At 64.9% G+C, this 24,942-nt stretch carries 23 protein-coding genes and 3 pseudogenes; 16 read left to right on the top strand and 10 right to left on the bottom strand.

Features of this window, described 5'->3' with window-relative positions:
• The coding region (locus BN1233_RS40875; protein WP_046869414.1) for a serine hydrolase domain-containing protein at positions 1–722 on the top strand (722 nt) is incomplete at its 5' end.
• A gap of 831 nt (positions 723–1,553) precedes the next feature.
• Entirely contained in the window at positions 1,554–2,534 is a 981-nt protein-coding gene (locus tag BN1233_RS40870; protein WP_048707917.1) for an ABC transporter substrate-binding protein, read from the top strand.
• A 305-nt stretch (positions 2,535–2,839) separates the two neighbouring features.
• Here the strand turns inward: BN1233_RS40870 and BN1233_RS45690 are convergent.
• Positions 2,840–3,277 (bottom strand): annotated as a pseudogene (locus tag BN1233_RS45690) (3-keto-disaccharide hydrolase).
• The gene (locus BN1233_RS40860) at positions 3,274–5,205 is read right to left on the bottom strand and encodes a GMC oxidoreductase (RefSeq protein WP_048707914.1); all 1,932 of its coding nucleotides are present in this window, start codon (positions 5,203–5,205) and stop codon (positions 3,274–3,276) included. The pseudogene BN1233_RS45690 and the gene BN1233_RS40860 overlap by 4 nt, the downstream one beginning before the upstream one ends.
• 531 nt (positions 5,206–5,736) lie before the next feature.
• Here BN1233_RS40860 and BN1233_RS50350 point away from each other — a divergent pair.
• Genes BN1233_RS50350 through BN1233_RS40830 form a run of 7 tightly spaced genes read left to right on the top strand, consistent with a single transcriptional unit; the run spans position 5,737 to position 10,869 of the window.
• Positions 5,737–5,865 carry a rhodanese-like domain-containing protein gene (locus BN1233_RS50350; RefSeq protein WP_425311792.1) on the top strand — a complete coding sequence of 43 codons (129 nt, stop codon included), beginning with the start codon at positions 5,737–5,739 and terminating at the stop codon, positions 5,863–5,865.
• 4 nt (positions 5,866–5,869) lie between these two features.
• Positions 5,870–6,514 (top strand): hypothetical protein, encoded by a 645-nt coding sequence (locus BN1233_RS40855; RefSeq protein ID WP_046869412.1) that lies wholly within the window; start codon positions 5,870–5,872, stop codon positions 6,512–6,514.
• A 16-nt stretch (positions 6,515–6,530) separates the two neighbouring features.
• Positions 6,531–7,148, top strand: a complete 618-nt coding sequence (locus BN1233_RS40850) for a superoxide dismutase (protein WP_046869411.1) — start codon at positions 6,531–6,533, stop codon at positions 7,146–7,148.
• Positions 7,149–7,150: 2 nt separating this feature from the next.
• Positions 7,151–7,528 (top strand): hypothetical protein, encoded by a 378-nt coding sequence (locus tag BN1233_RS40845; RefSeq protein WP_244470698.1) that lies wholly within the window; start codon positions 7,151–7,153, stop codon positions 7,526–7,528.
• A gap of 51 nt (positions 7,529–7,579) precedes the next feature.
• The gene (locus tag BN1233_RS40840; protein WP_187144490.1) at positions 7,580–8,500 is read left to right on the top strand and encodes a DUF1259 domain-containing protein; all 921 of its coding nucleotides are present in this window, start codon (positions 7,580–7,582) and stop codon (positions 8,498–8,500) included.
• 41 nt (positions 8,501–8,541) lie between these two features.
• A complete protein-coding gene (locus tag BN1233_RS40835; protein ID WP_046869410.1) occupies positions 8,542–9,522 on the top strand; it encodes a YncE family protein in 981 nt (326 codons plus the stop codon).
• Between the two features lie 54 nt (positions 9,523–9,576).
• Entirely contained in the window at positions 9,577–10,869 is a 1,293-nt protein-coding gene (locus BN1233_RS40830) for an MFS transporter (RefSeq protein ID WP_244470697.1), read from the top strand.
• A 25-nt stretch (positions 10,870–10,894) separates the two neighbouring features.
• Here the strand turns inward: BN1233_RS40830 and BN1233_RS48025 are convergent, their stop codons facing one another.
• The 5 genes from BN1233_RS48025 to BN1233_RS40810 form a co-directional block, all read right to left on the bottom strand.
• Positions 10,895–11,038: a hypothetical protein gene (locus BN1233_RS48025; RefSeq protein ID WP_154678357.1), complete on the bottom strand. Its 144-nt coding sequence runs from the start codon at positions 11,036–11,038 to the stop codon at positions 10,895–10,897.
• A 443-nt stretch (positions 11,039–11,481) separates the two neighbouring features.
• Positions 11,482–12,441, bottom strand: a complete 960-nt coding sequence (locus BN1233_RS40825) for an ABC transporter ATP-binding protein (protein ID WP_046869409.1) — start codon at positions 12,439–12,441, stop codon at positions 11,482–11,484.
• Complete coding sequence (locus BN1233_RS40820; RefSeq protein ID WP_046869408.1) at positions 12,438–13,073, bottom strand: ABC transporter permease; 636 nt, start codon at positions 13,071–13,073, stop codon at positions 12,438–12,440. The genes BN1233_RS40825 and BN1233_RS40820 overlap by 4 nt, the downstream gene beginning before the upstream one ends.
• The gene (locus BN1233_RS40815; protein ID WP_046869407.1) at positions 13,073–13,702 is read right to left on the bottom strand and encodes an ABC transporter permease; all 630 of its coding nucleotides are present in this window, start codon (positions 13,700–13,702) and stop codon (positions 13,073–13,075) included. The genes BN1233_RS40820 and BN1233_RS40815 overlap by 1 nt, the downstream gene beginning before the upstream one ends.
• 138 nt (positions 13,703–13,840) lie before the next feature.
• Positions 13,841–14,734, bottom strand: coding sequence for a glycine betaine ABC transporter substrate-binding protein (locus BN1233_RS40810; protein ID WP_046869441.1), 894 nt, complete (start codon positions 14,732–14,734; stop codon positions 13,841–13,843).
• Between the two features lie 183 nt (positions 14,735–14,917).
• Between BN1233_RS40810 and BN1233_RS40805 the strand changes: the two genes are divergently transcribed.
• The 4 genes from BN1233_RS40805 to BN1233_RS50345 all read left to right on the top strand — a co-directional run bounded on the left by BN1233_RS40805 (position 14,918) and on the right by BN1233_RS50345 (position 18,218).
• Complete coding sequence (locus BN1233_RS40805; RefSeq protein WP_244470696.1) at positions 14,918–15,607, top strand: DUF1684 domain-containing protein; 690 nt, start codon at positions 14,918–14,920, stop codon at positions 15,605–15,607.
• A gap of 425 nt (positions 15,608–16,032) precedes the next feature.
• Positions 16,033–17,115, top strand: coding sequence for an alpha/beta hydrolase (locus BN1233_RS40800; RefSeq protein ID WP_082145948.1), 1,083 nt, complete (start codon positions 16,033–16,035; stop codon positions 17,113–17,115).
• Between the two features lie 151 nt (positions 17,116–17,266).
• Entirely contained in the window at positions 17,267–17,899 is a 633-nt protein-coding gene (locus BN1233_RS40795) for a DUF5666 domain-containing protein (protein WP_147707830.1), read from the top strand.
• 124 nt (positions 17,900–18,023) lie between these two features.
• Positions 18,024–18,218, top strand: a complete 195-nt coding sequence (locus tag BN1233_RS50345) for a hypothetical protein (RefSeq protein ID WP_244470695.1) — start codon at positions 18,024–18,026, stop codon at positions 18,216–18,218.
• Positions 18,219–18,322: 104 nt separating this feature from the next.
• Here the strand turns inward: BN1233_RS50345 and BN1233_RS40785 are convergent, their stop codons facing one another.
• Both BN1233_RS40785 and BN1233_RS40780 read right to left on the bottom strand, forming a co-directional pair.
• On the bottom strand, positions 18,323–19,129 hold the full coding sequence (locus BN1233_RS40785; protein WP_046869404.1) for a hypothetical protein: 807 nt from the start codon (positions 19,127–19,129) through the stop codon (positions 18,323–18,325).
• A 302-nt stretch (positions 19,130–19,431) separates the two neighbouring features.
• Entirely contained in the window at positions 19,432–21,267 is a 1,836-nt protein-coding gene (locus tag BN1233_RS40780) for an adenylate/guanylate cyclase domain-containing protein (RefSeq protein WP_046869403.1), read from the bottom strand.
• A 481-nt stretch (positions 21,268–21,748) separates the two neighbouring features.
• Between BN1233_RS40780 and BN1233_RS40775 the strand changes: the two genes are divergently transcribed.
• Both BN1233_RS40775 and glyA read left to right on the top strand, forming a co-directional pair.
• Positions 21,749–22,597: an SDR family oxidoreductase gene (locus tag BN1233_RS40775; protein ID WP_046869438.1), complete on the top strand. Its 849-nt coding sequence runs from the start codon at positions 21,749–21,751 to the stop codon at positions 22,595–22,597.
• A gap of 131 nt (positions 22,598–22,728) precedes the next feature.
• A pseudogene (gene glyA, locus BN1233_RS45680) lies at positions 22,729–23,103 on the top strand (serine hydroxymethyltransferase); the annotation flags it as partial.
• 111 nt (positions 23,104–23,214) lie between these two features.
• Here the strand turns inward: glyA and BN1233_RS45675 are convergent.
• Positions 23,215–23,433: pseudogene (locus BN1233_RS45675) on the bottom strand (urease accessory protein UreH domain-containing protein); the annotation flags it as partial.
• 501 nt (positions 23,434–23,934) lie between these two features.
• On the opposite strand from BN1233_RS45675, the gene BN1233_RS44010 reads away from it, so the two are divergent.
• Positions 23,935–24,858 (top strand): hypothetical protein, encoded by a 924-nt coding sequence (locus BN1233_RS44010; RefSeq protein ID WP_048707904.1) that lies wholly within the window; start codon positions 23,935–23,937, stop codon positions 24,856–24,858.
• The last annotated feature ends 84 nt before the right edge of the window (positions 24,859–24,942 follow it).

Raw genomic sequence — 24,942 nt, 5'->3', positions numbered from 1 at the left:
CGGCGGGCATCAGCGTCCCGGGCTATCTCGGATATCCGCCCGGCGCACCGTTGCCCACGCTCGGCGAGATCCTGAACGGTTCGCCGCCCGCGAACTCTCAGCCCGTCACTGTCATGACGCCGCCCGGAACCGCCTACGCCTATTCCGGAGGCGGATACGAGATCATCGAGGCGGTCATTCAGGACGTCACGGGCGAGCCGTTTGCAGCAGCCATGAAGACCCTTGTCCTTGAACCGGCCGGAATGGTCGACAGCCTTTTCGCCCAGCCGCTGCCTGACAGCCTCGTGACGCGTGCCGCAACCGGGCACACGCAAGATGGCCGCGAGGTGCCGGGCGGCTGGCGGGTTGTCCCCGAGCTTGCGGCCGGAGGTCTGTGGTCGACACCCGAGGATCTCGCGAAGCTGCTGGTTGCTCTTGTACAGGCCATCAAGAGCGCACGGGCTCCAGTGCTCTCGCAGGACACCGTTCGGACCATGCTCGTCCGCCAGCCGCCTGGTCCTTACGGTCTGGGGGCCGCCATCAGTGGAGAGGGTGAGGCGCTGGCTCTCATGAAGCGGGGCCAGAACATCGGCTATCAATCCTTCCTGATCCTGTTTCCGTTTCTCGGACAGGGAATGGTCGTGATGACCAACTCGGACAATGGCACAACGCTCGCCAATGCTCTCGTCCGCCGTGCCGGCCAGACGTACCGCTGGCCGCCCCTGGGCGCGTTGATGGATTGAGGGCGGCGTGACCGGCTGACGTCTCGGATCAGTCAGGGCGAGGCGTGAGCCCAGGAGATAACACTCAACAATGCTATGATGACACGATGAAGGATTGGCTTCCTGCAAAGTCGGGGCGTCGCTGGTCGGCTGGAGAAGGACCATTTCGAACGGTGAGCGGACCTTCATTCACGCTGCCTTGCGTCGTTCTTTGACCCCTTGCGGACCGAGGGACTCTCGCGTCATCGAGCTTGCTGTTTTCAGCCCTTGGTGCATCCCACCCAGCCAGATCGGTCTTTGTGCATCACGTCCCCGCCCTGGGAGCGGAACTGCCGACGTTCAGGAAGGCACGAGCACCTTATGGGTAAGGCAGCCCGGAGCATGTAGGAGGAACGCGCGACGACAGCATTCGGATGACTGGGCATGTGTCTGGATTCCTGAGCTGGAGCCCGCTTGCATGGATCCCGAAACCAAAGGGACTCCATTGGTGGCCCGCTCGTTTGCTCAGAGCGCCCAGCCCTATCCACTCACGCTCATCCTCGGGATGGATGCGAACGTCCGGATAAGCCTCAGGTTGCTCGTCTCTGCCTCAGCAGAAGATCAGAAACCTGGATGGAGTCCTTTTGGGCCATTTGGATTCGAATCAGAACGAAGTGTCAGCGAGGTGGGCACGTTTCGGCACGGCCTCGGCCGGGTTCGGACCTTGAGTGATCTGAGCGAGGGATGTGCCTGCTGCGGCGCGAGTAGCTCAAAGTTGTTCCCGGGAGCATTGCCCCGTCGGACAAATTGTTGCGGCCCTGGGCTGTTGGTAAACTCTTCAGACAGAGCAAGGAGCACCGACAAGGCAAGGGCATGAACTCCGCCGCCTGGTACATTCGGTTGGCTCTTGCGGCCCTGGTCCTCATGCTGTCTGCCGCAGCCATATTGGCGGACGACAGGGTCCCTCGGGTCGGCCTCCTGCGGGAGGGCCAATTGCCTGATCCTTTCGGGGCGGCCTTTCTCGATGAGATGGAAGTCCTTGGCTACAAGGCAGGCGCAACGGTTATCTATGAAACCCGCTGGGCAGAAGGCAATCCGGATCGGCTTCCCGCTCTCGCTCGCGAACTGGCGGCGCTGAAGGTTGACGTCATTCTCACAGGCGGTGACAGCGCAGTCCGAGCAGCGATGGAGGCCGCCCCGACCATTCCGATCGTCATGGGAGCCAGCAATGATCCACTTGGCTCCGGCCTGGCCAAGAGCTTGACTCAACCCGGGGGAAACGTGACGGGTCTCACGAACTTCTCACTCGAGATGGGGCAGAAGCGGCTGGAAACATTCCGCGACGCGGTGCCGAATCTTGCCCGAGTGGCTGTTCTCTACAACCCCGGTTTTCCAAGCGCCCAAGCCGACCTGGGCGCGACGGACAGCGCCGCCCGGGCACTCGGCCTCAGCCTGCGGGCGATCCCCGTCTCACAGGGAGCCGAGTTGGAGAGCGCGGTCACGCGCCTGAGCCGCCGTGATATCGATGGCCTAATCACCCTGGCCGACCCGTTCTTTACCGCGCACCGCGAGCGGCTGGCAAAGCTTGCACTCGCGGCACGGTTGCCGACGATGTTTCACTGGCGCGAGTTCGTTGAGGTTGGAGGCCTGATGTCATACGGGCCGGACAACGTTGCCCTTTACAGACGCGCAGCTCATTTTGTTGACAAGATCCTGAAGGGAGCCAAGCCCGAAACCTTGCCCATCGAGCAGCCGGCAAGCTTTGTACTGGAGTTCAACCTCCGGACCGCAAAGGAACTTGGGATCGTCATACCGCCCGAACTTCTCGCACAGGCCGACAAGGTGATCGAATGAGGCGGCGGGAGTTCACGGCGCTTTGCGGCGGTATGTTGGCGGCATGGTCAATTGCGCCGCCGACGGTCCCACGTGGCCGAAGTCGAGGCAGGCCGGCACGGCCAGGATGCCGGGTGCCGAGGACGCCCACTCGATCACGGTGGTTCCGTTAGGGCCGCTGGTCACGCGCTTCCACCGGAACTACGGCGGCGCGGCGATGGTGGCGGTCGCGCATGCCCGGTCCGCAACCGCCGCCCCAGCAGCATGATTTCTCCCGGCACCGCTGAGCGGTTCGGATATCAGCCTCGTGACGGCCCCGCACGTCCTCAGGGTAGCTTGTGGACGCGCATGTTCCGGAACTGCACGCGCGAACCCGGTCGGTAGGCCTGGAGGGCGAGGAAGCCGGACTGCTGCCGGGTGCTGTTGTAGACGTTCACCCCCTGGCCGTTCAGCTTGACCCGGATCTCACCAGCGTTGGCCTGGATCTCGTAACTGTTCCAGGCCCCGACGGGAGCCGACGGGAAGGACGAGGGCGCTTGCAGGTCGTAGATCGCGCCAGTCCGCTTCTGCGCATGGCCTTCGGTGTTCGTATTGGCGTCAAAGCCGCGCTCGTCGATCTAGATCTCGTGGCCCTTCGCCACTGCCTCATCGAGCGCAGCCCCCACGGCCGGGCCGGGCGTGCGGATGAAGACGCCGGAGTTGTCGTCGCGCCGGGCGACGCGCCAGTCGAGCCTCAGGACGAAGTTCGAGAATTGCTCCTTCACGTAGAAGTACAGCCCATACGCGCCGAAGCTCTCGAGCACCGCACCGTAGTTTCTGAACCCCCGGCCGCGTTCGGGTCCAACTTCACGAGCACCCAGTCCTTGGGGTCGAGCGAGAGCGGTGCGAACGCGCCGTCCGCGCCCGTTCCGGCGGTCGCCCTCACGATGGCATCGGCCGTCCTGCGCGCGAGCGCCAGCCCCGCCAGCGACGGGTTGGCTGAGCCGAGCGTCGGGAAGATCGCCGGACCGGCGACGTAGACGTTGTCGAGGCCGTGGAACTTGCCGTGAAGGTCGGTGATCGACTTGCCGGGGTCGCCCATGAAGAGGGGACCGGCCTCGTGGTGGGTCGAGCCGATGTTGTCCTGCCAGAACCCGCGTCCCTGCGCGTCCGGCTGCGGCCGTTGCGCGACCCAGCCGCCGGGCGTCAGGTACTCGATGTTCGCCGGGGCCATAGCGATCTGGTCGGCCAAGTCGAAGGCTGCCTTGTCCAGCGCCTGCCAGAGCTTACGGTCGTTGTCCGTCGGGGCGAGGTTCACGTAGGCGCGCCGGACGCTCCTGTCGTCGGTCTCGGGGCTCTGGTCGATCCAGCTCATCGCCGGCTCGGGTGCAAGCTTGCGGCTGCCCTCCATCTCGCCGATGCCGCGGAACACGATCGTCACCCATTCGGGGTTCTGGTTCGCGAGCATGTTGTCCAGGAGCTCGATATCCGGGACCATGTTCCACATAACCGCCTCGGGGTTGGTGCCAACGACCGACGACGCGATGACCTGATGGTGGAAGCGGCGCCCGAGCGCCTCCCCGCGCACGAGGAAGGCCGTCGTCTCGATCTCGGTCGGCACGGCCGGGAGGCCGAGGGCGCTGCGCTTGATCCGGACCGTGATGTTGCTCCGCAGGTGCGCCACCAGGTTGCCGACGCGCGGGGAGCCGAACGTGATGTCGCCCACGCCGAGGTCGTTGAGCGCGATCCGGGTCGCCTCGATCGTGCCGTTCCCCAGCACGACGGCGCAGCCTGGCGGGACCTGGAGCGTCTGCGCCCGGCCGTCGACGTCGAGCTGGAGGCCCGTCACGGCATTGCCGGACCGCTGGAGGTGCAGCACCCGGGTCTGCGGCAGCAGGAAGATGCGTCGGCCGAGGTCGCCCTGCGCGGCCCCGTTCGTGCCGACATCGTGCCGGATGGCATCGATGAGGAACGGCCCGCTGCTGAACTTGTCGAAGGAGAAGAGGCCCGACGCGGGCGGGCTGCCCTGCACGGCAAGTGGCGCCTCGCCGATCTCGGTGATCACCTTCACCTTGGGCTTCGCGGCCGTGAAGGCCGTGTTGAGGGCGGCGTAGAGGCTCGCCTTGACGATATAGTCGGTGCTCGGCTTCACGCCGATCTCTTCCTCGACGGTGGCGTATGCGCCGACGGCTCCGCCCACGCCCTCGAGGTAGTCCACGACCTCCTTCGGCCAGTTGTCGAGATCGGTCTTCACCATGCGCGGTGACCAGCCGCCCCAGAAGATCGATCGGCCGCCGATGCAGTAGGCCAGTCCGGGAAAGATCTCGTTGCTGATCCAGGGCACCCGCCAGATCACGTTGCGGAAGCCCGTGTCGCGGTTGGTCGAGATGTCGGGACCGCCGCCAATGGTGCCGCCGAGGCGCTGCGGAAGGTTCTGGATGTGCGTCGGCAGCAGGAAGGCGCCCGCGTCGATCAGCAGGACGCGCAGGGCTTGCCCGGCGCCGAAGCGATAGAGCTTCTCGGCGCAGTAGGCGCCGAACATCCCGGCGCCGATCACCACGGCATCGAACGGATATCCCCCGTCGGCACGCTCCTTGTCGATCTCGTCCCAGGTGTTGCAGACGTATCGGCCGAGGATGTCGTGGCTGAAGGTCGTCTCCTGGACGTCGAAGGACGCCGGCGAGTTCGTCGGAACCAGGGACTGCAGTGGCATGCGGGTTGCTCCTCGGAAGGGGTCCGTGGTGCAGGACCGTCACGAGGCAGGCGGCGGGGATCACGGTGCCACGCGCCCGGGACGCGACGACCCTACACCCTGTCACGCAGTGGGACTGGAACGCAGTTCGGATGGCGGCTGGTTCGGCCGCGTTTCACCGCGGCAGGTCAGTCGCGCCGGCAGGCCCTCGGTGAGTGGATCCCGATACTCGCAAGCTCCGCCGAAGGCCCTTGCACGAGTCGTTGACGCGTCATGTCCTCGGGGAGGCAGGTTCCAGGACCGGGTCCGGTTGCCTGGCCCGGTCCTCATCTCCCGAGGGTCACCGGGAACTCCGTCACTCAGGATCAACGACGATACTGCCGTTGCGCCTGCCGCTCAATGCACGGCCAGTTCCTGCCGATCCCTGTCGGGCGCAATCGCCTTGACATGTGCTGCCTTGCGATCCTCTAATTCCGTCATGGGGATTGCGATCTCCCCACGAGGCGACATGCCCAAGCATCGCGTCCAGCTCTCCTGTGGCGAGGACGCATCATGTCGTCGATCAACATCATCTCTACCGAAGAACTCGCGCGTCTCATCGGCCGGCCGGATTGTCCGGCGCTCCTCGATGTCCGGACCGACGCGGACTTCGCCGCCGATCCGCGGTTGAACTGGGAGTGATCCCATGACACGGGACCGGATTCTCGGAGCGGCAGCTCTGGTCGCCAGTCTCCTCGCCGCTCCGGCGGTGGCGCAGGAGATCTCATTCGCGGACGCCCCGGTCGGGGCGCTCCCGAAGGACTTCGTCTCCGCGCTCACTGGGCAGGGCAGGCCGGGCCGCTGGGAGATCGTCGAGGACAGGACGGCTACGGGCGGGAAGGCGCTCGCCCAGCTCGACTCCGACCGCACGGACTACCGCTTCCCGCTCGCCATCCTGGAGCTGCCTCTACCGGCCGACGTCGAGGTCACGGTCCGGTTCATGCCGGTCTCGGGCCGGGTGGACCAAGCCGGCGGCGTCGCCGTCCGCCTGACCGACCGCAACAACTACTACCTCGCGCGGGCGAACGCGCTCGAGAACAACGTGACCTTCTATCGGGTCGTCGCGGGCAAACGGCAGCAGATCGCCGGGGCAAAGACCAAAGTCACCCTGGGCGCCTGGCACGATCTCACGCTGCGCGCCGAAGGCAACGCATTCACGGTCCTGTTCGATGGCAGGCAGGCGCTGACCGCAAGGGACGAGCGCTTCGGCGCGCCCGGGAAGGTCGCGCTGTGGACCAAGGCCGACAGCATCACGCGCTTCGACCGCCTCGAGATCAAGCCGCTGGAGTAGCCGAGGGAGGGGAACGATGACCTACGCCATGAAGCCGCTGGGCTGCGATCCGGCGCGGATCAGGGGCATGTCGGAGCGGATGATCGTCAGCCACTACGAGAACAACTACGGCGGGGCGGTCAAGCGCCTCAACCTGATCGAGGAGAAGCTGGCGGAACTCGATTACGCCGCCGCGCCGGGGTTCCTGATCAACGGACTCAAGCGCGAGGAGCTGATCGCGATGAACTCGATGATCCTGCACGAGCTGTTCTTCGACGGCCTCGGCGATGAGAGCGAGCCGGGCTCGGACCTGAAGGATGCGCTCGCACGGGACTTCGGCTCCTACGAGCGCTGGCGCGCGGAGTTCATCGCCATGGGCAAGGCGCTCGCGGGCGGCTCCGGCTGGGTGCTCCTGTCCTGGTCGCCGCGCGACCGCAGGCTCGTCAATCAGTGGGCCGCCGACCACTGCCACACGCTGGCCGGCGGCGTGCCGAACCTGGCGCTCGATATGTACGAGCACTCCTATCACATAGACTACGGCGCCAAGGCGGCCAGCTACGTCGACACCTTCATGGAGGCGGTCCGCTGGGCCAACGCCGACCGGCTCCTGGCCGAGCTGACGACCGCACCCGCGGAGCGTTCCGGGAGCCTATGACGGTGCGCACCCGAAGGATCCCGCGGTCGCTGATTGCACTGGCGCTGTCGCTTCCCTGTGCGACCGCTGCCCTCCCGGCCGAACCGTTCCGGCCGCTCGACGGCCGGGAGATCCGGGCCCGTCTCACGGGCATGGAGTTCTCGGACGAGGTCCACTGGGCGCATGTGTTCGGCCGGGACGGCCGGCTGCGGTCGGTCTCGATGGGCCGGAAGAGCACGGGCACCTGGCGCGTCGAGAGGGACGAGCTCTGCCTCAAGCGGGAGGGAGAGGAGCGTCGCTGCTACCGGGTTTGGGCTTCGAGCCGGACCGTCCAGCTCCGCGAGCCGGGAACCGACGTCTACGAGGAAGGCACGGTGCAGAAGCCACAACAACGGCAATGAGCGTCCGCCGAACGGACGACGTCGATCACGGGGGTGATGAAGGAGAGCACGATGCGGATCCTGACCACAATCGTAGCCCTGAGCCTGATCTCAGCGGGTCCCGCCCTCGCGGCCGAGGCCTGGCAGCAGGAGATCGCCACCGGACTCGGCAAGCCGGGCACCGAGATGCCGGGCGGCGTCTACCGGGTGGGCCTGCCCCGAACGGATCTCAAGGTCATGCTGGATGGCGTGGAGATCAAACCATCACTCGCGCTCGGGTCCTGGCTCGCGTTCAAGCCGATGGGCAACGAGGTCACGGTCATCGGCGACCTCGTCCTGACCGAGGAGGAGGTCAACCCAGTGCTGAAGCGCCTGGAGGAAGGCGGGGTGGAGATCACGGCCCTGCACAACCACCTGCTGCGCGCCTCGCCTGCCACGATGTACATGCACGTGCACGGGCACGGCGCGCCGACGAAGCTTGCAACGACCCTCAAGGAGGCGCTCGGGGCGAGCAAGACGCCATTCGGGGCGGAGACCGCGGGGATTCCTGCGGACGCCGCCACGCAGGCGGCGACGACCGGATCGGCCAATCAGCAAGTCGATCTCGACACCGCGGCCATCGACCAGGCGCTCGGGCGCAAGGGCAAGATCAACGGCGGCGTCTATCAGGTGAGCGTCCCCCGGTCCGAGATGCCGAAGGACTCGGGCATGGAGGTCCCGGACGCGATGGGCTCGGCGATCGCCATCAACTTCCAGCCGACGGGATCCGGCAAGGCGGCCATCACGGGCGACTTCGTGCTCACGGCCGACGAGGTGAACCCGGTGATCCAGGCCCTGCACGCGCATGGGATCGAGGTCACAGCACTGCACAACCACATGCTCGCCGATGAGCCGCGGCTGTTCTTCATGCACTTCTGGGCCAACGACGACACCGGGAAACTCGCGGCCGGGCTGCGCGCCGCCCTCGATCACGTCAAGGTCGCCAAGGGCTAGGGGAGGCGTCGATGCGATGGCCGCCTCTTGGGAGGTTCACGATGGCAGCGATATCGGCCCTCCTGAGCGTGGCCAGCCTGTCGGACGGGCATGCCGCGGATCCCGCACCGCTCCAGCTCGAGACGAGGATTCCTCTCGGTCATGTCGTTGGTCGGATCGACCACATGGCGGTCGATCTTTCGCGCCACCGTCTCTTCGTGGCCGAACTCGGCAACAACAGCGTGGGAATCGTCGATCTCCAGGCGGCAAAGGTCCTTCATAGGATCACCGGACTGAAGGAACCGCAGGGTGTCGGCTACGTGTCGTCGAACGACACCCTCCATGTCGCGAACGCGGGTGATGGATCGGTGCGGCTGTTCCGGGGGGCGGACTTCCGGGACGCCGGACGCATCGAACTGGGCGACGACGCGGACAACATCCGCGTCGATGCCGCGGGGCGGCGGGTGTTCGTCGGCTACGGAGGTGGCGCGTTGGCGGCGATCGATGCCGAGAGCAACCGCAAGGTCGCCGACATCGCTCTCGACGGTCACCCCGAGAGCTTCCGGCTCGAGAGCGGCGGGAGCCGCATCTTCGTGAACGTACCCGATGCGCACGCGATCGAGGTCGTCGACCGCGATAACGGTAGGACGCTCACGAAACGGTCGACAGGCGCATGGGGCAGCAATTTCCCCATGGCGCTCGACGAGGCCTTGCGGCAGGTGATCGTGGTGTTCCGGAAGCCGGCGGTGCTGGCGGCCTTCTCGATGGCCGACGGGAAGGAGGTCACGAGCACCTCGACGTGCGGCGATGCCGACGACGTGTTCGTCGATGTGCAGCGGCATCGCGTTTATGTGAGCTGCGGCGACGGCTTCCTGGATGTGTTCGAGCCGCACGAGGCGTCCTACCGCCGGATCGCCCGCATCCCGACCGCATCCGGCGCCCGGACCTCGCTTTTCGTCCCGGAGCTGGATCGTCTCTTTCTCGCGGTGCGGGCGGGGTCGCAGCAGCCGGCGGAACTCTGGGTCTACCGACCGTCACCCTGATGGCCGGAGGCGCACAGCCTGGTGCGCAGGCGCCAGGCACCTGGTCGAGGCGGGATGAACGATATCGCAGCCAAGGCGGAGTCTGGAGGCCGGATGGACGGAGCAGCCCCGGGGACGGCAGGGATCCGGACCGGGGCAGGCCGCCGGCTGAGCGGCCATGCGCCATCCGACATCAACCGGATCCTGATGGCACGGGCGCTGCGCGCCTTCGGGGACGGCTACGTCGCGATCCTGCTGCCGCTCCACCTCTCGCATCTCGGCTACGACGCGCTTGCGGTCGGGATCGTCTCGACCGCAACCCTGCTGGGCTCGGCCCTGCTGACGCTCACCATCGGGCTCGTCGCGCACCGGATCCCGCGGCGGCGTGCGCTGCTCGCCGCCGCGCTCCTGATGACGGCCACGGGCTTCGGCTTTGCCGGGATCGGGGCATTCTGGCCGTTGCTCGTCATTGCCTTCGTGGGAACGCTCAACCCGTCCGGCGGCGATGTCAGCCTCTTCCTGCCCCTCGAGCACACCGTGATCGCCCATGTCGCGGCGGATCAGGCCCGCACGGCGGTCTTCGCGCGCTACAGCTTCGTCGGGGCCTCCTTTGGAGCGCTCGGGGCCTTGTCGGTCGGCAGCGTGGACTGGCTCGCGCCCTACCTCGCCCCACCCACTGTGGTGACGATGCTGTTCGGGCTCTATGGGGTCCTGGGACTTCTGACGTTTCTGCTCTACCGCAATCTGTCGCCCGCGGCCGAGGCCGGGACCGACAGCCCGCCAGCACCCTTGGGTCCGTCCCGCGGAACGGTCTACCGCCTGGCCACCCTGTTCTCGGTGGACGCCTTCGGGGGTGGGCTCGTGGTCAACGCGCTCTTGGCGCTGTGGCTGAGGGAGCGCTTCGGGATCAGCGTCTCCGTGATCGGGACGATCTTTTTCGTGACGAGCCTGTGCTCCGCCGTCTCGTATTTCGCGGCGGTGCCGCTGGCCCGGCGGTTCGGGCTCGTGAACACGATGGTGTTCACGCATCTGCCGTCGAGCCTCTTCCTGGCCCTGACGGCGTTCGCGCCGACGATCTGGATCGCCTTCGGACTGCTGATCGCCCGGGGGCTGCTGTCGCAGATGGATGTCCCGACGCGCTCCTCCTACGTGATGGCGGTGGTCCGCCCGGAAGAGAGGCCGGCGGCGGCGAGCCTCACGGCGGTGCCCCGCAGCTTGGCCTCGGCGGTCGCGCCGCTCCTGTCGGGGTGGCTGCTGACCGTGACGTCCTTCGGCTGGCCGCTCGTCCTCGCGGGCGTCATTAAGGCGTCCTACGATCTCGCGCTGCTGCGGCAGTTCTCGGGCCTCAAGCCGCCGGAGGAGTGCTGAGCGGCGACCGCGCTTTCGCGAGGTGTCAGGCAGCGATGGACTGGCGATCGGCCAAGCTGTCCCAGAGCATGACGAGCCCGATCAGCGCGACCAGCGTCGCCGAGGCGAGCGGTAGCCGCCGGTGCAGGCGGTTGGACAGGTTGAGGCGGCGCGTGGCCCTGGCGCGCAAGGAAGGAACGACCGAAGTGTTCGCCCACTATCCCGCATCCTGAGGCATTCGGATCTGGCCGCATCCGGCGGGTTCACGTGACGGCACGGAGGGCTGACCGCTCCAGGACGGGCGAAGGGTTGCGCGAAGAAGCACCAAACCGTCACGGAATGCCCGCTTCCACCTGTCGAGAACCAAGCGACCAAGGCCATCATCTTCCTCTTCGTGCCGCCGGGCTCGTCGTGACACGGCCTCGAGTAACTGGGCAGGGTCCGGAAGGCAGGTGATCCACTGCTCCGGATCAATCGCTTGCCTGGTGTTTGGCGGCGTTCGCTACCGGATGCCGCGTGCGTGCCGAGTCGTCGGCTGCTCTCTCGCAGGGCTCCGAATTCCGATTCACGGGATTGTTCGCCAGGGAGGTGGCCGAGGTGGCCCGGACTCCATCTTAAGGATTCCTGACGGAGTTACGCGTCCTGAGGCTCAACGGTGACCGCAAGCCTTCGGATTGCCGCCAGGGTTAGTTCGCCCAGCATCGCTCCGTTGCCATCTCTAACCTGGACGCTATCGGCACCACAGGCCAGCAGGGCAGCGAGGACATCGCGCAATGTGGCCGAGCCCGCTACCGTGGGCGTGTCTGAGTGCACTGTGACGGGTTCACAGACCTCCCGGGCCGTGATGAGGGAGAGCCGTTTGAGGGCCCGGTCCGCCCCAACGAAATCGGCGACGAAGGCATCCGTCGGCCGAGAGAGCAGCCCTTCGGGGGTGTCGTACTGGAGCAGGCGCCCCTCCCGCATGACCGCCACCAGATCGCCCATGCGGATCGCCTCGTCGATGTCATGGGTCACGAGGATCACGGTCTTCCGCAGCCGTCGGAGAATGAAGAGGAACTCACTCTGAAGCTTCGTGCGAATGATCGGATCGACCGCCCCGAACGGCTCGTCCATCAGCATGACAGGCGGATCGGCCGCGAGTGCCCGTGCGACGCCGACCCGCTGTCGCTGCCCGCCGGAGAGGTGGCGAGGATGGCGTGCCCGGTACTGGCCGGGGTCGAGGCCGACGAGATCCAGCATCTCATCCACGCGGGCGCGGATCCGCTCCGGCTTCCAGCCGAGAAGCTTCGGCACGGTCGCGACATTCTCAGCAATGGTCATATGCGGGAAAAGGCCGATCTGCTGGATCACGTAGCCGATGCGCCGCCGCAGGCCGACCGGATCGGCGTGTGTCACGGGCTCGCTATCGACCAGAATGCGGCCGCTCGTCGGCTCGATCAGCCGATTGATCATCCGCATGGTGGTCGTCTTCCCGCAACCGGAGGGCCCGATCAGGACGCAGGTTTTGCCCGTTGGCACGTCGAGATCGAAGTGATCGACGGCCGGGCGGGGGGAGTCCGGGAATGTCTTCGACACGCCTTGAAGGCGGATCATGCAATCCTCGCACGAAGGAGACGCTCACACAGACCGAAGGCGAACTCGGTTGCGAAGGCGAGGGCGGCGACGGCGAGACCACCGGCCAAGAGTTGCGGAATGTCGAGCATGCCCATTCCCGACGTGATCAACTCGCCAAACCCGCCCCCGCCGATAAAGGCAGCGAGGGTAGCCGCGGAGACGACTTGCACGGCGGCCGTGCGGATGCCGGCAAGGATCACGGGCAGCGCGAGCGGGATCTCGATCCTGCGGGTGATCTGGCGCTGCGACAGGCCCTGGCCGCGTGCCGCTTCGATGATGTCCGGGTCTACTCCGCGCAGGCCTGCGTAGGCATTGATGAGGACGGTTGGCAAGCCATAGAGGATCAGAGCCACGAGAGAGGGGGGGAAGCCCGTCCCGAGGACGGGCAGCAGGATGACGAGCAGGGCCAGGCTCGGGATCGTTCGCAGGACATTGACCAGCCCGATCGCCAAGCCCGAGGCCCGTGGCCATCGCACGAGGAGAACCGCAAGCGGCAGTGCGATGGCGGTGGCGGCGGCGAGTGCTGCGGCCGAGAGCGCAAGATGCTGGCTCGCTGCCTGCCAGAAGACACCGGGATGGTCGCCGACCCACGTCAGGACGTTCCAAAGCATCAGGCCTGTTCCCCAAAAGCCATGCGCAGTCGCCATTCGAGGAAGCGAAGCCCTCCATCGGCGATCACAGCCAAAATCGAGGCTGCAATGGCGCCGACCACAACTTTCTCGCCGATATCCTGCGTGATCCCCTGGAAGATGATGTCGCCGAGCCCGCCCGCGCTGATGTAGGCAGCGACGGTTGCGACCGATATTTGCGTCACCAGAGTGATCCGTATGCCCGCTATGATCACGGGCAGCGCCAGCGGCAGCTCGATACGGAAGAGCCGCTGCGTCGGCGCAAAGCCCATCCCGTCCGCGGCCTCGACGAGCTCGTGGGGGATCTCGCGTAAGCCCGTCGCGATGTTCCGCACCAGGATCAGAAGCGAGTACAGGACGAGCGCCGTCACCGCCGGGGCCGTGCCCAGGCCCATGAACGGAATGAGCAAGGCGAACAGGGCGAGCGTCGGGACCGTGTAGACCATGCCCGTCACCGCCATGGTGACGGTGTAGACTCTCGGACGGCGCGCCGACCAGATCCCGAGCGGCGCCGCGACGGCAAGCGAAATCGCAAGCGCGATGCTGACCAAGCTCACATGCTCGCCAAGAGCAGCAAGGAGACGGTCATAATTGTTGACGGTCCAGGTCATGAGGCCGCGGCGCTCGTCAGGGCTGCACGAATTTCGCAGAAGTCAGGGAATGCTGAAGGACGCCGGCTGCACCATTTCGGTGGTGTGATCGACACCAGTCATGCAAGCCACCCGTCCGAAGGCCGGGACCTCCGCTCGTCAGCGGACCATTCCTTTGACCTTCAGGAACTCGATCGCAACCTGGCGGGGCTCCTTCTTTCCGACCTCCACCTGTCGGTTCAGCTCCTGCATGGTTGGGTTATCGAGCAGGGCGTCAACGCGATCCAGTGTCTCAACGATCCTCGGATTGCGTGCGACGGTATCCATGCGGACGACTGGTGCGAGATAGTAGGGCGGGAAGAGGCTCTTGTCGTCATTGAGCGCAGTGAACTTCTCGGCCGCAATTTGCCAATCCGTGGCGAACCCGTTGGCGACGTCAATCTGTTTCTGGTTGAGAGCTTCGTATCGCAGCCGGAGTGCGGCGAACTGGCGGAACTCCCCGAATTCAATCCCATATACTTCCTTCAAGCCCTTGAGGCCGTCATGGCGGTCGCCGAATTCAGGCCCGGCGCCGATCTTGAGCTTGGCGGCTACCTTGGCCAAGTCGGAGAGGGTTTTGAGATTCATTTCGCGCGCGGTCTCAGGCCGTACTACGATTGCATAACCGTTGTTGACGCCGGATGGCTTGAGCCACGTGAGCTTGAACTCCTTCTCGTAGTAGTTCTTGACCATCTCATGGATTCTACCGGGATCGGTATCCGCCACGCCTCCTGATTTCATCACCGCATTGAGACCCGTTCCTGTATATTCAGGATACAGGTCGATGGCGCCAGTGCGGACCGCCTCATGGGCTACCAGCGTCGTACCCAGATTGATCTTGCGCTCCACCTTGAAGCCCGCAGCCTCCAAGGCCGCAGCGTAGAGCTCAGCGACGATGAATTGCTCGGTGAAGTTCTTGGAGCCGACTTTGATCGTTTGTGCGGAGACGGCTGGAGGGGTGATCAAGGCGGCGAGGGTGAGAACCACAGCGCCGAAACGTTCGACAAGCTTCATGATGATCTCCACTTCTGGTCTCGTGAAACACCGAAGGCGTTGCGCTCGGTTATCCAGGGCGGTTTTGTGCCGGCCATGAGGGGCAGGTTTCGCGAAACTTGCCAGGCCCAGGAGATTGATGATGAATCCCCTCGTCGAGACAGGACCGGCAAGGTCGTGAGTTCAGGTGGGGAAGATATTCCGATGTCAGACTTTCCTCCAGCGCGCGCTCCGTTGCCCGACCCACAATCGAGTGCAATGCGCCCCAACGCACAGGAGGCTCTCGTTCAGCACCGGAGCCTATGGGATTGGCGACGGCACATCAGTGAGCTCTATGCGGAAGTACGGTCGTCCGAACCGCTGCCGGGCTGGCAGCATTGGTGTGCCGTGCGCGACGACCTTTTCCGCCGCCATGCCCAGTCGCCGATCGTCTCTCAGGAGCGCCGCCACTTCCCAGGTATTCCGTACTTTGCCTACGACCCCTCGCTTCGTCATCTTGCTGAACTCGGCGGACCGGATAACTCCGAGCCAGTGAGCATGACCGCGGGCCGCGACGGCGCGGTCACGTTGCTTCCGTTTGCCCGTACCCGCGGCCTCGCACCTCATCTCGGCAATGAACTGACACTTTACTGGATCGAGGGCTATGGCGGAGGCGTGTTCCTTCCCTTCCGGGACGCAACCTGCGGCCGCGAGACCTTTGCGGGCGGCCGCTATCTGCTTGACACCATCAAGGGCGCTGACCTCGGGTGCACACCGGACGGCAGGATCATCCTCGACTTCAATTTCGCCTACAATCCATCCTGCTCCTACTCGGGCCAATGGGTCTGCCCGCTTGCGCCAGGAGAGAACACGCTGCCATTGCCGGTCAGGGGAGGGGAACGAGGCCGTGACTGATGAACAGCTTGCCAATGGGGCAAGCGCGATCGAGGCAGTGATCTATGCTGTGGACGACGTGACCGGGTGCGTCGACTATACGCAAAGAGCGTGATGCAGGAATGGTTGTCGGGATCGGCTCCATTGCCGACGGCCGGGCTTCTCAGGGCGTGTCGATGCCGCATCCAGCCGAGGCGGGCACAAACACTTGGCCGCGGTGTCGCGGCCGCAGAGGGACGCCGGATGGAGGTTTGCGGTCGAGAATTTCGTCCCTCCCGGGTTCCGCCCTCGACGAAATCGCGCTTTCGCCGTGGTTCTCGTGACAGCGCCCTCTACGTAACGATCAAACAAGTGTGGGCTCTCGAGGCCATCGGCATCTGTCCGGGGAGGCACACCGACACCGGACGCCTCCCATGTCCGGAGATTGCAGTGGAACGGAGGGGACAATGACGAGCGCATCTTCGCACCTGACCCCGTGCTTGCGGCATAGCGCTGCCTGTGCCGCGGGACTTCTCGTTCTTGTCGCTGGACATGCGAGCGCTCAGACCGCCGGCCCAGCGCCCCTGGAGGTGCCGGCCCGCACGGTGCCGGTGCCGAACACCGTCAGCCCCGAGATGCAGAGGATCATCGGCGCGCCGCTGCGCCAGAACTGGAACATCCAGCCCAAGACAGGCGAGGAGTGGAAGGGGGTCGCCGAGACCGGCGCGGCCGGGACCATCAAGAACATCCCCGGAATGCTCGAACGGCTGAAGGTCAAGGTCGAGAGGACGACCATCGACGGGGTCAGGGCCTTCGTGGTGACGCCCGAGACCATCCGCCCCGAGAACCGCAACAGCCTGCTCATCCACATGCACGGCGGCTGCTATGTGCTGAACCCCGGCGAGGCGGGGCTTCCTGAAGCCATCTTCATGGCGGGCTTCGGCGGCTTCAAGGTGATCTCGGTCGACTACCGCATGCCGCCCGAAGCCTATTTCCCCGCCGCTCTCGACGACGGCATGACGGTCTGGAGGGCTTTGGTGAAAACGACGGACCCGAAGAACATTGCGATCTTCGGCACCTCGGCGGGCGGCGCCCTGACGCTCGAAATGGTCCTGCGGGCCAAACAGGAGGGGCTTCCGCTCCCCGCCGCGATCGCGCCGGGCACGCCGATGTCCGACACGACCAAGACCGGCGACACCTTCTACACCAACGAGTTGCTCGACAATGTCCTGGTCTCGCGCGACGGATTCTGCGATGCGGGCGCGAAGGTGTATGCGAACGGGCAGGATCTGAAGGACCCGATGCTCTCACCGGTCTACGGCGACATGCAGGGGTTCCCGCCGACGATCCTCACCAGCGGAACCCGCGACCTCCTGCTCAGCAACACGGTCCGCGTTCACCGCAAGCTGCGCCAAGCGGGGGTCGAAGCCGTTCTCCAGGTCTACGAAGGCCAGAGTCACGCCCATTACATCCGGGATGACACGGCGTCGGAAACCAAGGAGGTCTTTGGGGAGATTGCCAGCTTCTTCGACAAGCATCTCGGGAAGTGATCGGACTCTCTGTCCGGTCCCGGATTGGTGGAGCACAGGCGCGCCGTGCTCCGGTGCCGCGAATGTGAAATCCAATCACCCGTGCGGCCTTTCGGGCTACAGTCGTGGAATAGGTCGCGACACTGGAAAGTCCAAACGCGGGAGGCGTGAGATGAGAACGCGCAACTGGATGGATCGGCTGGTCAAGGTGGCTGCCGTGGCCGCAGTTCTGTTCGCCTGCGGCCCGACTGCGGCGCTCGCCCAGGCGGCGCAGCCCGTTCGCGTGCGCGGCACGGTCGTGAGCCTCAACAGTTCGACCCTCCACGTCAAATCGCGGGCGGGCAACGATGCCTCGATCCGGCTCGCCGAGAATTGGGCCGTGTCCGGGGTCGTCAGAGCCCAGCTCGACGACATCAAGCCCGGCAGCTTCGTGGGCGTGGCGGCGCTGCCGCAGGCGGGCGATTCACTCCGGGCGATCGAGGTGCTCGTCTTCCCGGAGAACATGCGGGGCACCGGCGAGGGTCACTCGCCGTGGGACCTGCTGCCGCAGAGCTCGATGACGAATGCCACCGTCGCCTCAGCGGTCCAGGGCATCGACGGGCGCACCCTGACGCTCTCGTACAAGGGTGGCGAGAAGACCATCACGGTCCCGCCGGAGGCTCCCATCGTGACATTCGGTCCCGCCGAGAAGGCCGATGTCAAAGCCGGAGCGGCGGTGTTCGTCCCCGTACAGCGCCAGGCCGATGGGACTCTCCAGGCCTCGCGGGTGCTCGTCGGGAAGGACGGCGTCGTGCCGCCCATGTAGCGCTTCGCAAGCGGCAAATGTCGGTGCCAGCCTGTGCATCGGAGGAATCTCAGGCTCCCAGTATCCGGCATCCATTCCGGGAGTTGGACGTGCTCGAGCCGTGCCGCGGCACGACGAAGCCCGCGTGGTTTGTCTCGTTCTCCGGCTCGACGTGGATCGTGATCAGTCCGCCTTCGAGAGCCTCCTACGCCGTCCCTTGCCGATCCCGCAGGGCGTCCCGACGCAATTCGAACTCGTAATCAACCTCAGGACTGCGAAAGCCCTGGGCCTCACGATCCCCCAATCGCTCCTCTCCCGCGCTGACGAGGTAATCGAATGAAATGACTCGCTGCCAGATTATGCCTCTCAGCTTCTTGCCCGAATGTGACCCGTTCCACGAAGGCAATTGCGCGTCATTCGCGTTCAAGGAGCCCAGCAGCCAACTCACCACCGTGCTGCATTTTCAGCCTCGTGTCCCAAGAACTCGAAGAGAGCTTGGGGCATGCCTTTCACCTCTGAGCGCGGTGGCTCGTCTGCACGGAGCTTGAGATAAAGGTCGATGGCAGCAACGAGACTGGCCTTCACGGATCCGAAATCATGGCGTGCGACCGTCGCGGCCAGTTGCCCCGTTTCATCGAGCCCATACGCCTCAACGCGTCTCACACCCCGCTGCGGGCGCCCCGCACGGCGATGGAGCATGGGCCCCAGAACCTGATCCCGGAAGAAAGCGAGCATGCTGATGGCCTCGAAGAGCTCACCTCGCAATGCTCTGGCGGCTCCGTAGTGGAGCCAGATCCAGGCCCGCGCCTCAAACCAATCCGGATCCAGGTTCGGCCAGGAAATGTCCGCCCGGTCCAGTCTTGCCTCGACGGCCACTGTGTCCCGTGACCAGAGAACGATCGGACGCTCGACGAGCCGATCCAGGTCCGACATCGTGACGAACTTCAAGTCGATATGGAGAAGCTCAGGTCCATAGAGGCAGATCAGGAGGCGGGGCTCCCCAACGTGCTCGCCCGCGAATGCACTCAGCAACGGTCCGAGGCGGCGAGCAATGTCCATTCTGGAAGCAAGCACCTCAGTGTAGGAGGCCTCCTCGACGACGACAACGAGGTCGAGATCAGAGAACTCATCCAGGCCACCATGGATCAAGGAGCCGCCGGCAAGCAAAGTCTGGATGCGAGGGTCAGTTGAGAGGATGCCGCGGGCTTGCTCGAGGAAGGCGGCATGATACTTGGGAAGCGTGCTAGTCATACATTCTCCCAAGGCCAGCACCTCAGGATAAGCGAAAAAGGTATGAGTTTCATATGCAGCCTTCCGCGAGATCTTTTTCAATAAAATTGAAGCTCAGCCTGAAGGAGAGTGTGAGCGTGGAAGGTCTCCTAATGACCCAAGCGGGCGTGAGCTATCCGGCAGTACGTATCAAAGACCACCAAGTCATCGCTCATTGCGTGATGCAGCTTGGTCTCTAGCTCCGGCATTGATCTTCTGCCTGGAGCTATGTTTGGGCAAGTGAGGGCGCAGGTCACCCCCACTCGCTGGCCACTTGGCCCTGCCTATTCCGGTGGCAGACCCGCCTTGATCAGACCGTCCCTGATCATGTCTCGTGACGGTCTAGGAAGGTATTCGCCAGTCGAGAGGAAGTCGTCGACGGAGCGTAACGTCGAATGACGTCGAAGATCCTCTGTTGCGGCCAGTGCTGCCGCTTGCTGGCCGAGCTGCGCGAATGCGACGGCCGAGTAGAGATGGCATGGCCAGTAATCAGGGACCCGGCGGGCGCAGTCGCGAAGATACGGCAGGGCCTCATTGGGCCTTCCGCTTAGAAGAAGGGCCCGCCCAAGATAATTGTCGTAGTTGGGAGGATGCAGGGGATTGAGTTCGAATGCCCGCTGCATCAGCGGAATCGCCTCATCGGAGCGGCCCATGAAGGTCAGAATGTTCGCGAGCCCGGCTTTATACTCAGACTCGCTGGGATTGAGTTCGATGGCCCGCTTCGCCCATCGGGCGGCTTCGTCGTGCGCCAGCCGACGCAGAAGAAGATCACCCATCACCATGTGGGCCAAGGGCAGGCCGGGATCTGCGGCAAGTGCCCTCTGCGCGTAAGCGAGCCCCCTGGTCAGCACGCTGTCCCGATTGGGCGGGTCCCAGCGCAGAGACACCTCCCGATAGTCGGAGAAAGCCAGTTCGGCGAGGGCCGGGGCGAAAGTCGGATCGAGTTCGATCGCCTTCTTGAACAATGCGCGGGCCTCGAGGGACTGATCCTTTTGGCCCGTCTGCCGAAGGCTCCGGCCACGGAGATAGTAGTCGTAGGCCGTGAGGTCCGTGGTCGGTTTCCGCAAGCTCGCGGCGACCTCAGCCCGTTGGATGCTGGCGCCGAGCCGGGCGGCAATCCGGTCAGCGATTTCATCCTGGATCGCGAAGATATCCTGTAGGGGTCGGTCATAGCGTTCGGCCCAGACTTGCTCGCCTCCTCGCACGTCGCTGAGTTGCGCCGCCACACGAATCTGATCCCCGAGCTTCTGCACGCTGCCTTCGACGACATAACGGACACCAAGGGTACGTCCGACCTCAGCGAGGTCTATGGGTTTGCCCTTGTAGGAAAAGGTCGAGTTGCGGGAAACGACGAACAGATGGGGAGACTGGCCCAGAGCGGCGAGAACGTTCTCGGCCAGTCCATCGCTGAAGTACTCCTGCGAGGGATCACCGGATTTGTTGACGAATGGAAGCACGGCGATGGTTGGCTTGCCCTGCCGAACGGGCAGCGTCATGGGATCGCGGTTGTGGTGAAACATCGTGAATCCGATTGCGATCGGAATCCCGGCCAACGCCAGCGCGATCGGGATGGCTCCCTTCCATAGAATCCTGGCTGAGCGCAGCCGAACAGGTTTCTGTCGCGGCCCTGCGACCCGGAATGTCCGGACCGGACGCGGGATGTTCTTGAGCCTCTGTTCTCCTGCTTCTTCGAAGGGAGCGTGATCACGGGCATGGTCTCGGACCGGGCGGGAAACTAGGATGCCACCCGGCTCGGCGAGCTCTTGCAGGCGCGCTGCGACATTGACGCCGTCACCGAAAAGGTCTCCGTCCTTGGCGATGACATCTCCGACATGAATGCCGATCCGGAACCGGAGGACGCTGCCCGTTTCAAGGCATCTCTGCTGGACCTCCATGGCAAAGTGGACGGCTTTGACGGGGCTTTCGAACTCCGCCAGGAATCCATCCCCCATGGTCTTGACGATACGGCCGCGGTGACGCTGAGCGGATGGGTAGACGATCTCGTTCAACAGGGTTTGGAGGCGGGCGAATGTGCCTTCCTCGTCCTCGCTCATCAGGCGCGAGTAGCCTGCTACATCCGCGCAAACGATGGCCAGTAGGCGGCGGTTGAGTTCATCCACGGCAGCCTCCTACGATTGCGATGGTGCCCTTCCTGGCCAAAAACGTTGAGGCAAACCGTTCCAGGATATCCTTGGAGAGCGACAGGGCAGGTTTCTGACCTGATGCGCTTTGATCAAAAGGCACGAGTTGCGATCAACTCCGGCCTCTCGTCCTGACATAGGCGTGGCCATGCAAAGGCTCCTGCGACAGCTCTGACCCGCCGCGCCCCCAGCCGGTCGCCAAGCATATCCGCTGTCCTACATATGGCCACTTCCGCCCCCCGGAGCCCGAGCATGCATCTCACCGGCATTCGGCAGCAAGAGCCACCGGATGTGATCCGGTGCGTCTGGTGGTCTCCGCATGCTCGACCATTTCATCGCTCCCATGCCATGGGACGGGATCAACGGCCAGGCCGTTGCTCGCGCATGCGTCACCGCTGGATGGTTGGTGGAACTTCCTGAGAACCCGATGCTTAACGGCATCCCCGACAGGAGCACCGGCATGAGCCAGCCCGACCAGGACCAGATCCAGCCGCCCGGCACCGAGGCGGAGATGACCCCTCAGGCCGACCACGGCGAGACGAGTTACCGGGGCTGCGACAGGCTCACGGGGCGGGTGGCAGTGATCACGGGAGGAGACAGCGGGATCGGCCGGGCGGTGGCGATCGCCTATGCGCGCGAGGGCGCGGACATCCTGATCAGTTACCTGAACGAGCACGAGGGCGCCGATGCCCGGGAGACCGCTCGCCACGTCGAGGCCGCGGGGCGTCGCTGCGTGCTGGTGCCGGGCGACATCGCCGAGGCCGCTCACTGCCGCGCCATCATCGACCGGGCGGTCCGTGAGTTCGGCCGCATCGACATCCTGGTCAACAACGCCGCCTTCCAGCGCACCTATGAGGCCCTGGACGACATCCCCGACGAGGAGTGGAGCTATACGTTCCGCACCAACATTGAGGCGATGTTCCACCTCGCCAAGGCCGCTGTTCCCCACATGCGGCCGGGCGCATCGATCATCAACACGACCTCGATCCAGTCCGACAAGCCCAGTTCCATGCTGCTGGCCTACGCCGCGACCAAGGGGGCCGTCTCGAACTTCACGGCGGGCCTGGCCCAGATGCTCGGGAGCAAGGGGGTCCGGGTGAACGCGGTCGCGCCCGGCCCGATCTGGACGCCGTTGATCCCCTCCACCATGCCCCCCGAGAAGGTGAAGAGCTTTGGCGCGGACACGCCGCTGGGCCGCCCTGGCCAGCCCAGGGAGTTGGCCGGCATCTACGTTCTGCTCGCCTCCGAGGAGGGCAGTTACATGACGGGCGGCATCCATGCCGTGACCGGCGGCACCCCGCTGCTGTAGCCCGGCAACGGGTCCGCTGGGCATTCGAAGGGACCGAGGTTGTTTCGGATCAATCACGTCCGAGCGTTTGGTGGTCCTTGCTGCCGAAGGCCGGACTTTTCCGCAATCGCCGGACTTTTCCGCAATCAGAGTCTGGATCCTTCCGGTTTGAGTCAGACTTCACAACCGGAGGACAAATGCCACATCAATCGCGAGCGTTCGCGGGCCTGATGCTCAACTCCAGCCAGCCCAGTTCCTCCTCCGCACGACGGAACTGCAACAAGAACGGCATTCCGTTCGATCCCGAGAAGCCGGCCATCACGTCGGGCATTCGGCTCGGGACGCCTGCGGGGACCACGCACGGGTTCGGCGTCCAGGAGTTCGAGCAAATCGGCGACATGATCGCACGTGTGCTCGTCGGACTGGCCAAGGCGGGCGCGGACGGTAATGGCGCGACCGAGAGGAGCGTCCGCCAAGAGGTGAAAGCCCTGTGCGATCGTTTCCCGATCTATGGCGGCCTCGCATAGTGAGGCTTTGTTGCTCTGGGCGAGATCCAGACGAGCAGCGTGGCCCACCACCGTTCTATTCGCCCTGATCAGAGCGACCGCCACCCCGATCGCCACCATGGTGATCGCCAGCCCGAGGCCGAAGGCGGCCACTGTCGCCACGCCGAGCGTGAACTGCCCGAGCTGGAGGCAGATCAGCAGCACCGTGATGGAGGCCGGACAGGGGATCAGGCCGCCCGTGATCCCGAAGAGGGCGATCCGGCCCGTCGTGACCTGGGTGTCGTTCGCTGCGAACTGTTGCGCGATCTGCTCCGCGTGCTCGCGCTCGTGGGCATCCTCGTCCGCATGCACATGATCGTGATCATGACCGTGATCGTGCTCCGCGAAGCGCACCTCGTAGGTATGTATGCAGGAAAGATCCGGGCGTTCTTTCGCTGCCCCTCGCTGCTGCTATACCTCAAGGCGGAATCGGGTCTCCTTCTGGCAAGCCGGATGGAGGCCGAGCCGAACGCGCCAGGTGACCGTGCAACTGACAGCATCAGAGTCGCCGATATAGCCGATACGATCAACGAATATACGAAACTCTCTGTCCGACGCATCAAGCGGACTCGGGCCGAGCACCGGACGTTCACCTCAGACGATGCGCCGGTCATTGCCCGAGGCCGGCGAGGATCTGGTGCTGCATGGTCGATTCCTAGTCCACTGATGCCATGATGACGCGAGTATCCGCCATCGCGGGCCGCGTGAGCTTGATCCTCGGCAAACAGCGGCAGGGAACGGCATCCGATTTTCCGTTGCTCTACTTAGGATATTCGGTTTTGCCTGCCGGCCGGGAGGCTGCAACCTGACGCGATGGAAGCGTCAGCGTCTTACGATTGCGCCGCGAGCGTGAACTTGGTCGAGCGGAATATCGGCCCGGAACTCCTCCCGCTGCACTCCATCGACTGTTCGGCTCCTCGAGTCGTCACGACGCTTGAGGAGATGCCCGGCAGCCTCAGGGGAAGCGTGATGCTGCTCGGCAATTTCGATGGCTTTCATCGCGGGCACCGGGCACTGCTCAAGGCCGCGCGCATCCGGGCCGCTGCCGCGGGCCGGCCCCTCGGGATCATGTCGGTCGAGCCACATCCACGCCAGCATTTTGCACCCGGAGCGGATCCCTTTCGTCTGACCACCCGGCTGACGAAGCACGAGAGCTTCGAACGCATGGGATTTGATCTCGTTTTTCAGCCGGCCTTCGACAGTGCCTTCGCCGGGCAGCGCGCGGACGAGTTCGTGGAGCGGGTCCTGGTGGACGGCCTGGGCGTTTCTCACGTAGTAGTGGGCTACGACTTCCGCTTCGGGCGCGGCCGTCAAGGCGACGTTGCTCTTCTGGAGCGATTGGGCGTCGAACTGCGCTTCGGCGTCAGTGAGGTCGCGCCGGCCCAATATCAGGGTGCCGTATGCTCGTCGTCGCGCATTCGCGACCTGATGCGCAGCGGAGACCTTCGCAGTGTGCATGCTCTACTCGGCGCTCCCTGGACGGTGGAAGTGACCGCGATCCGTTCTGACGCGAACCCGAGCCCCTCGGTGTATGTCCTTTGGCCAGGGGAGATGCTGCGGCCTCCACACGGTCGCTACACGGCGCGGCTCCGTTGTTTCGGCTCGCGGGCTCCGCTCGCGAGCGGCGAACTTCATCTGACGCCGGGAGAGGGTCCGCGCTTCGTGGCGGAAACGGACCTGCGATTTCGCCTCGGCAAGGCCGGCACCTCGACGCTCGCTCTCGATCTTCTGCGTTGAGGCGCGAGAGCCGGTGCTGTTTTGGCGGAAGCAGCGCCGGGTCCCCGTCTCCTGGCATTCTCGACGGCAAGCGCGATCCGATTT

The organism is Microvirga massiliensis, from assembly GCF_001006805.1.
Classification (GTDB): Bacteria; Pseudomonadota; Alphaproteobacteria; order Rhizobiales; family Beijerinckiaceae; genus Microvirga; species Microvirga massiliensis.
Note: the sequence above shows the minus strand (reverse complement) of the source record. Positions and strands in the feature narration are given on the sequence as shown.

Coding starts and splice junctions, on each gene's coding strand:
- BN1233_RS40870 (WP_048707917.1), top strand. CDS start 1,554: ATGAACTCCGCCGCCTGGTACATTCGGTTGGCTCTTGCGGCCCTGGTC.
- BN1233_RS40860 (WP_048707914.1), bottom strand. CDS start 5,205: ATGCCACTGCAGTCCCTGGTTCCGACGAACTCGCCGGCGTCCTTCGAC.
- BN1233_RS50350 (WP_425311792.1), top strand. CDS start 5,737: ATGTCGTCGATCAACATCATCTCTACCGAAGAACTCGCGCGTCTCATC.
- BN1233_RS40855 (WP_046869412.1), top strand. CDS start 5,870: ATGACACGGGACCGGATTCTCGGAGCGGCAGCTCTGGTCGCCAGTCTC.
- BN1233_RS40850 (WP_046869411.1), top strand. CDS start 6,531: ATGACCTACGCCATGAAGCCGCTGGGCTGCGATCCGGCGCGGATCAGG.
- BN1233_RS40840 (WP_187144490.1), top strand. CDS start 7,580: ATGCGGATCCTGACCACAATCGTAGCCCTGAGCCTGATCTCAGCGGGT.
- BN1233_RS40835 (WP_046869410.1), top strand. CDS start 8,542: ATGGCAGCGATATCGGCCCTCCTGAGCGTGGCCAGCCTGTCGGACGGG.
- BN1233_RS40830 (WP_244470697.1), top strand. CDS start 9,577: ATGAACGATATCGCAGCCAAGGCGGAGTCTGGAGGCCGGATGGACGGA.
- BN1233_RS40825 (WP_046869409.1), bottom strand. CDS start 12,441: ATGATCCGCCTTCAAGGCGTGTCGAAGACATTCCCGGACTCCCCCCGC.
- BN1233_RS40820 (WP_046869408.1), bottom strand. CDS start 13,073: ATGCTTTGGAACGTCCTGACGTGGGTCGGCGACCATCCCGGTGTCTTC.
- BN1233_RS40815 (WP_046869407.1), bottom strand. CDS start 13,702: ATGACCTGGACCGTCAACAATTATGACCGTCTCCTTGCTGCTCTTGGC.
- BN1233_RS40810 (WP_046869441.1), bottom strand. CDS start 14,734: ATGAAGCTTGTCGAACGTTTCGGCGCTGTGGTTCTCACCCTCGCCGCC.
- BN1233_RS40805 (WP_244470696.1), top strand. CDS start 14,918: ATGTCAGACTTTCCTCCAGCGCGCGCTCCGTTGCCCGACCCACAATCG.
- BN1233_RS40800 (WP_082145948.1), top strand. CDS start 16,033: ATGACGAGCGCATCTTCGCACCTGACCCCGTGCTTGCGGCATAGCGCT.
- BN1233_RS40795 (WP_147707830.1), top strand. CDS start 17,267: ATGAGAACGCGCAACTGGATGGATCGGCTGGTCAAGGTGGCTGCCGTG.
- BN1233_RS40785 (WP_046869404.1), bottom strand. CDS start 19,129: ATGACTAGCACGCTTCCCAAGTATCATGCCGCCTTCCTCGAGCAAGCC.
- BN1233_RS40775 (WP_046869438.1), top strand. CDS start 21,749: ATGAGCCAGCCCGACCAGGACCAGATCCAGCCGCCCGGCACCGAGGCG.
- BN1233_RS44010 (WP_048707904.1), top strand. CDS start 23,935: ATGGAAGCGTCAGCGTCTTACGATTGCGCCGCGAGCGTGAACTTGGTC.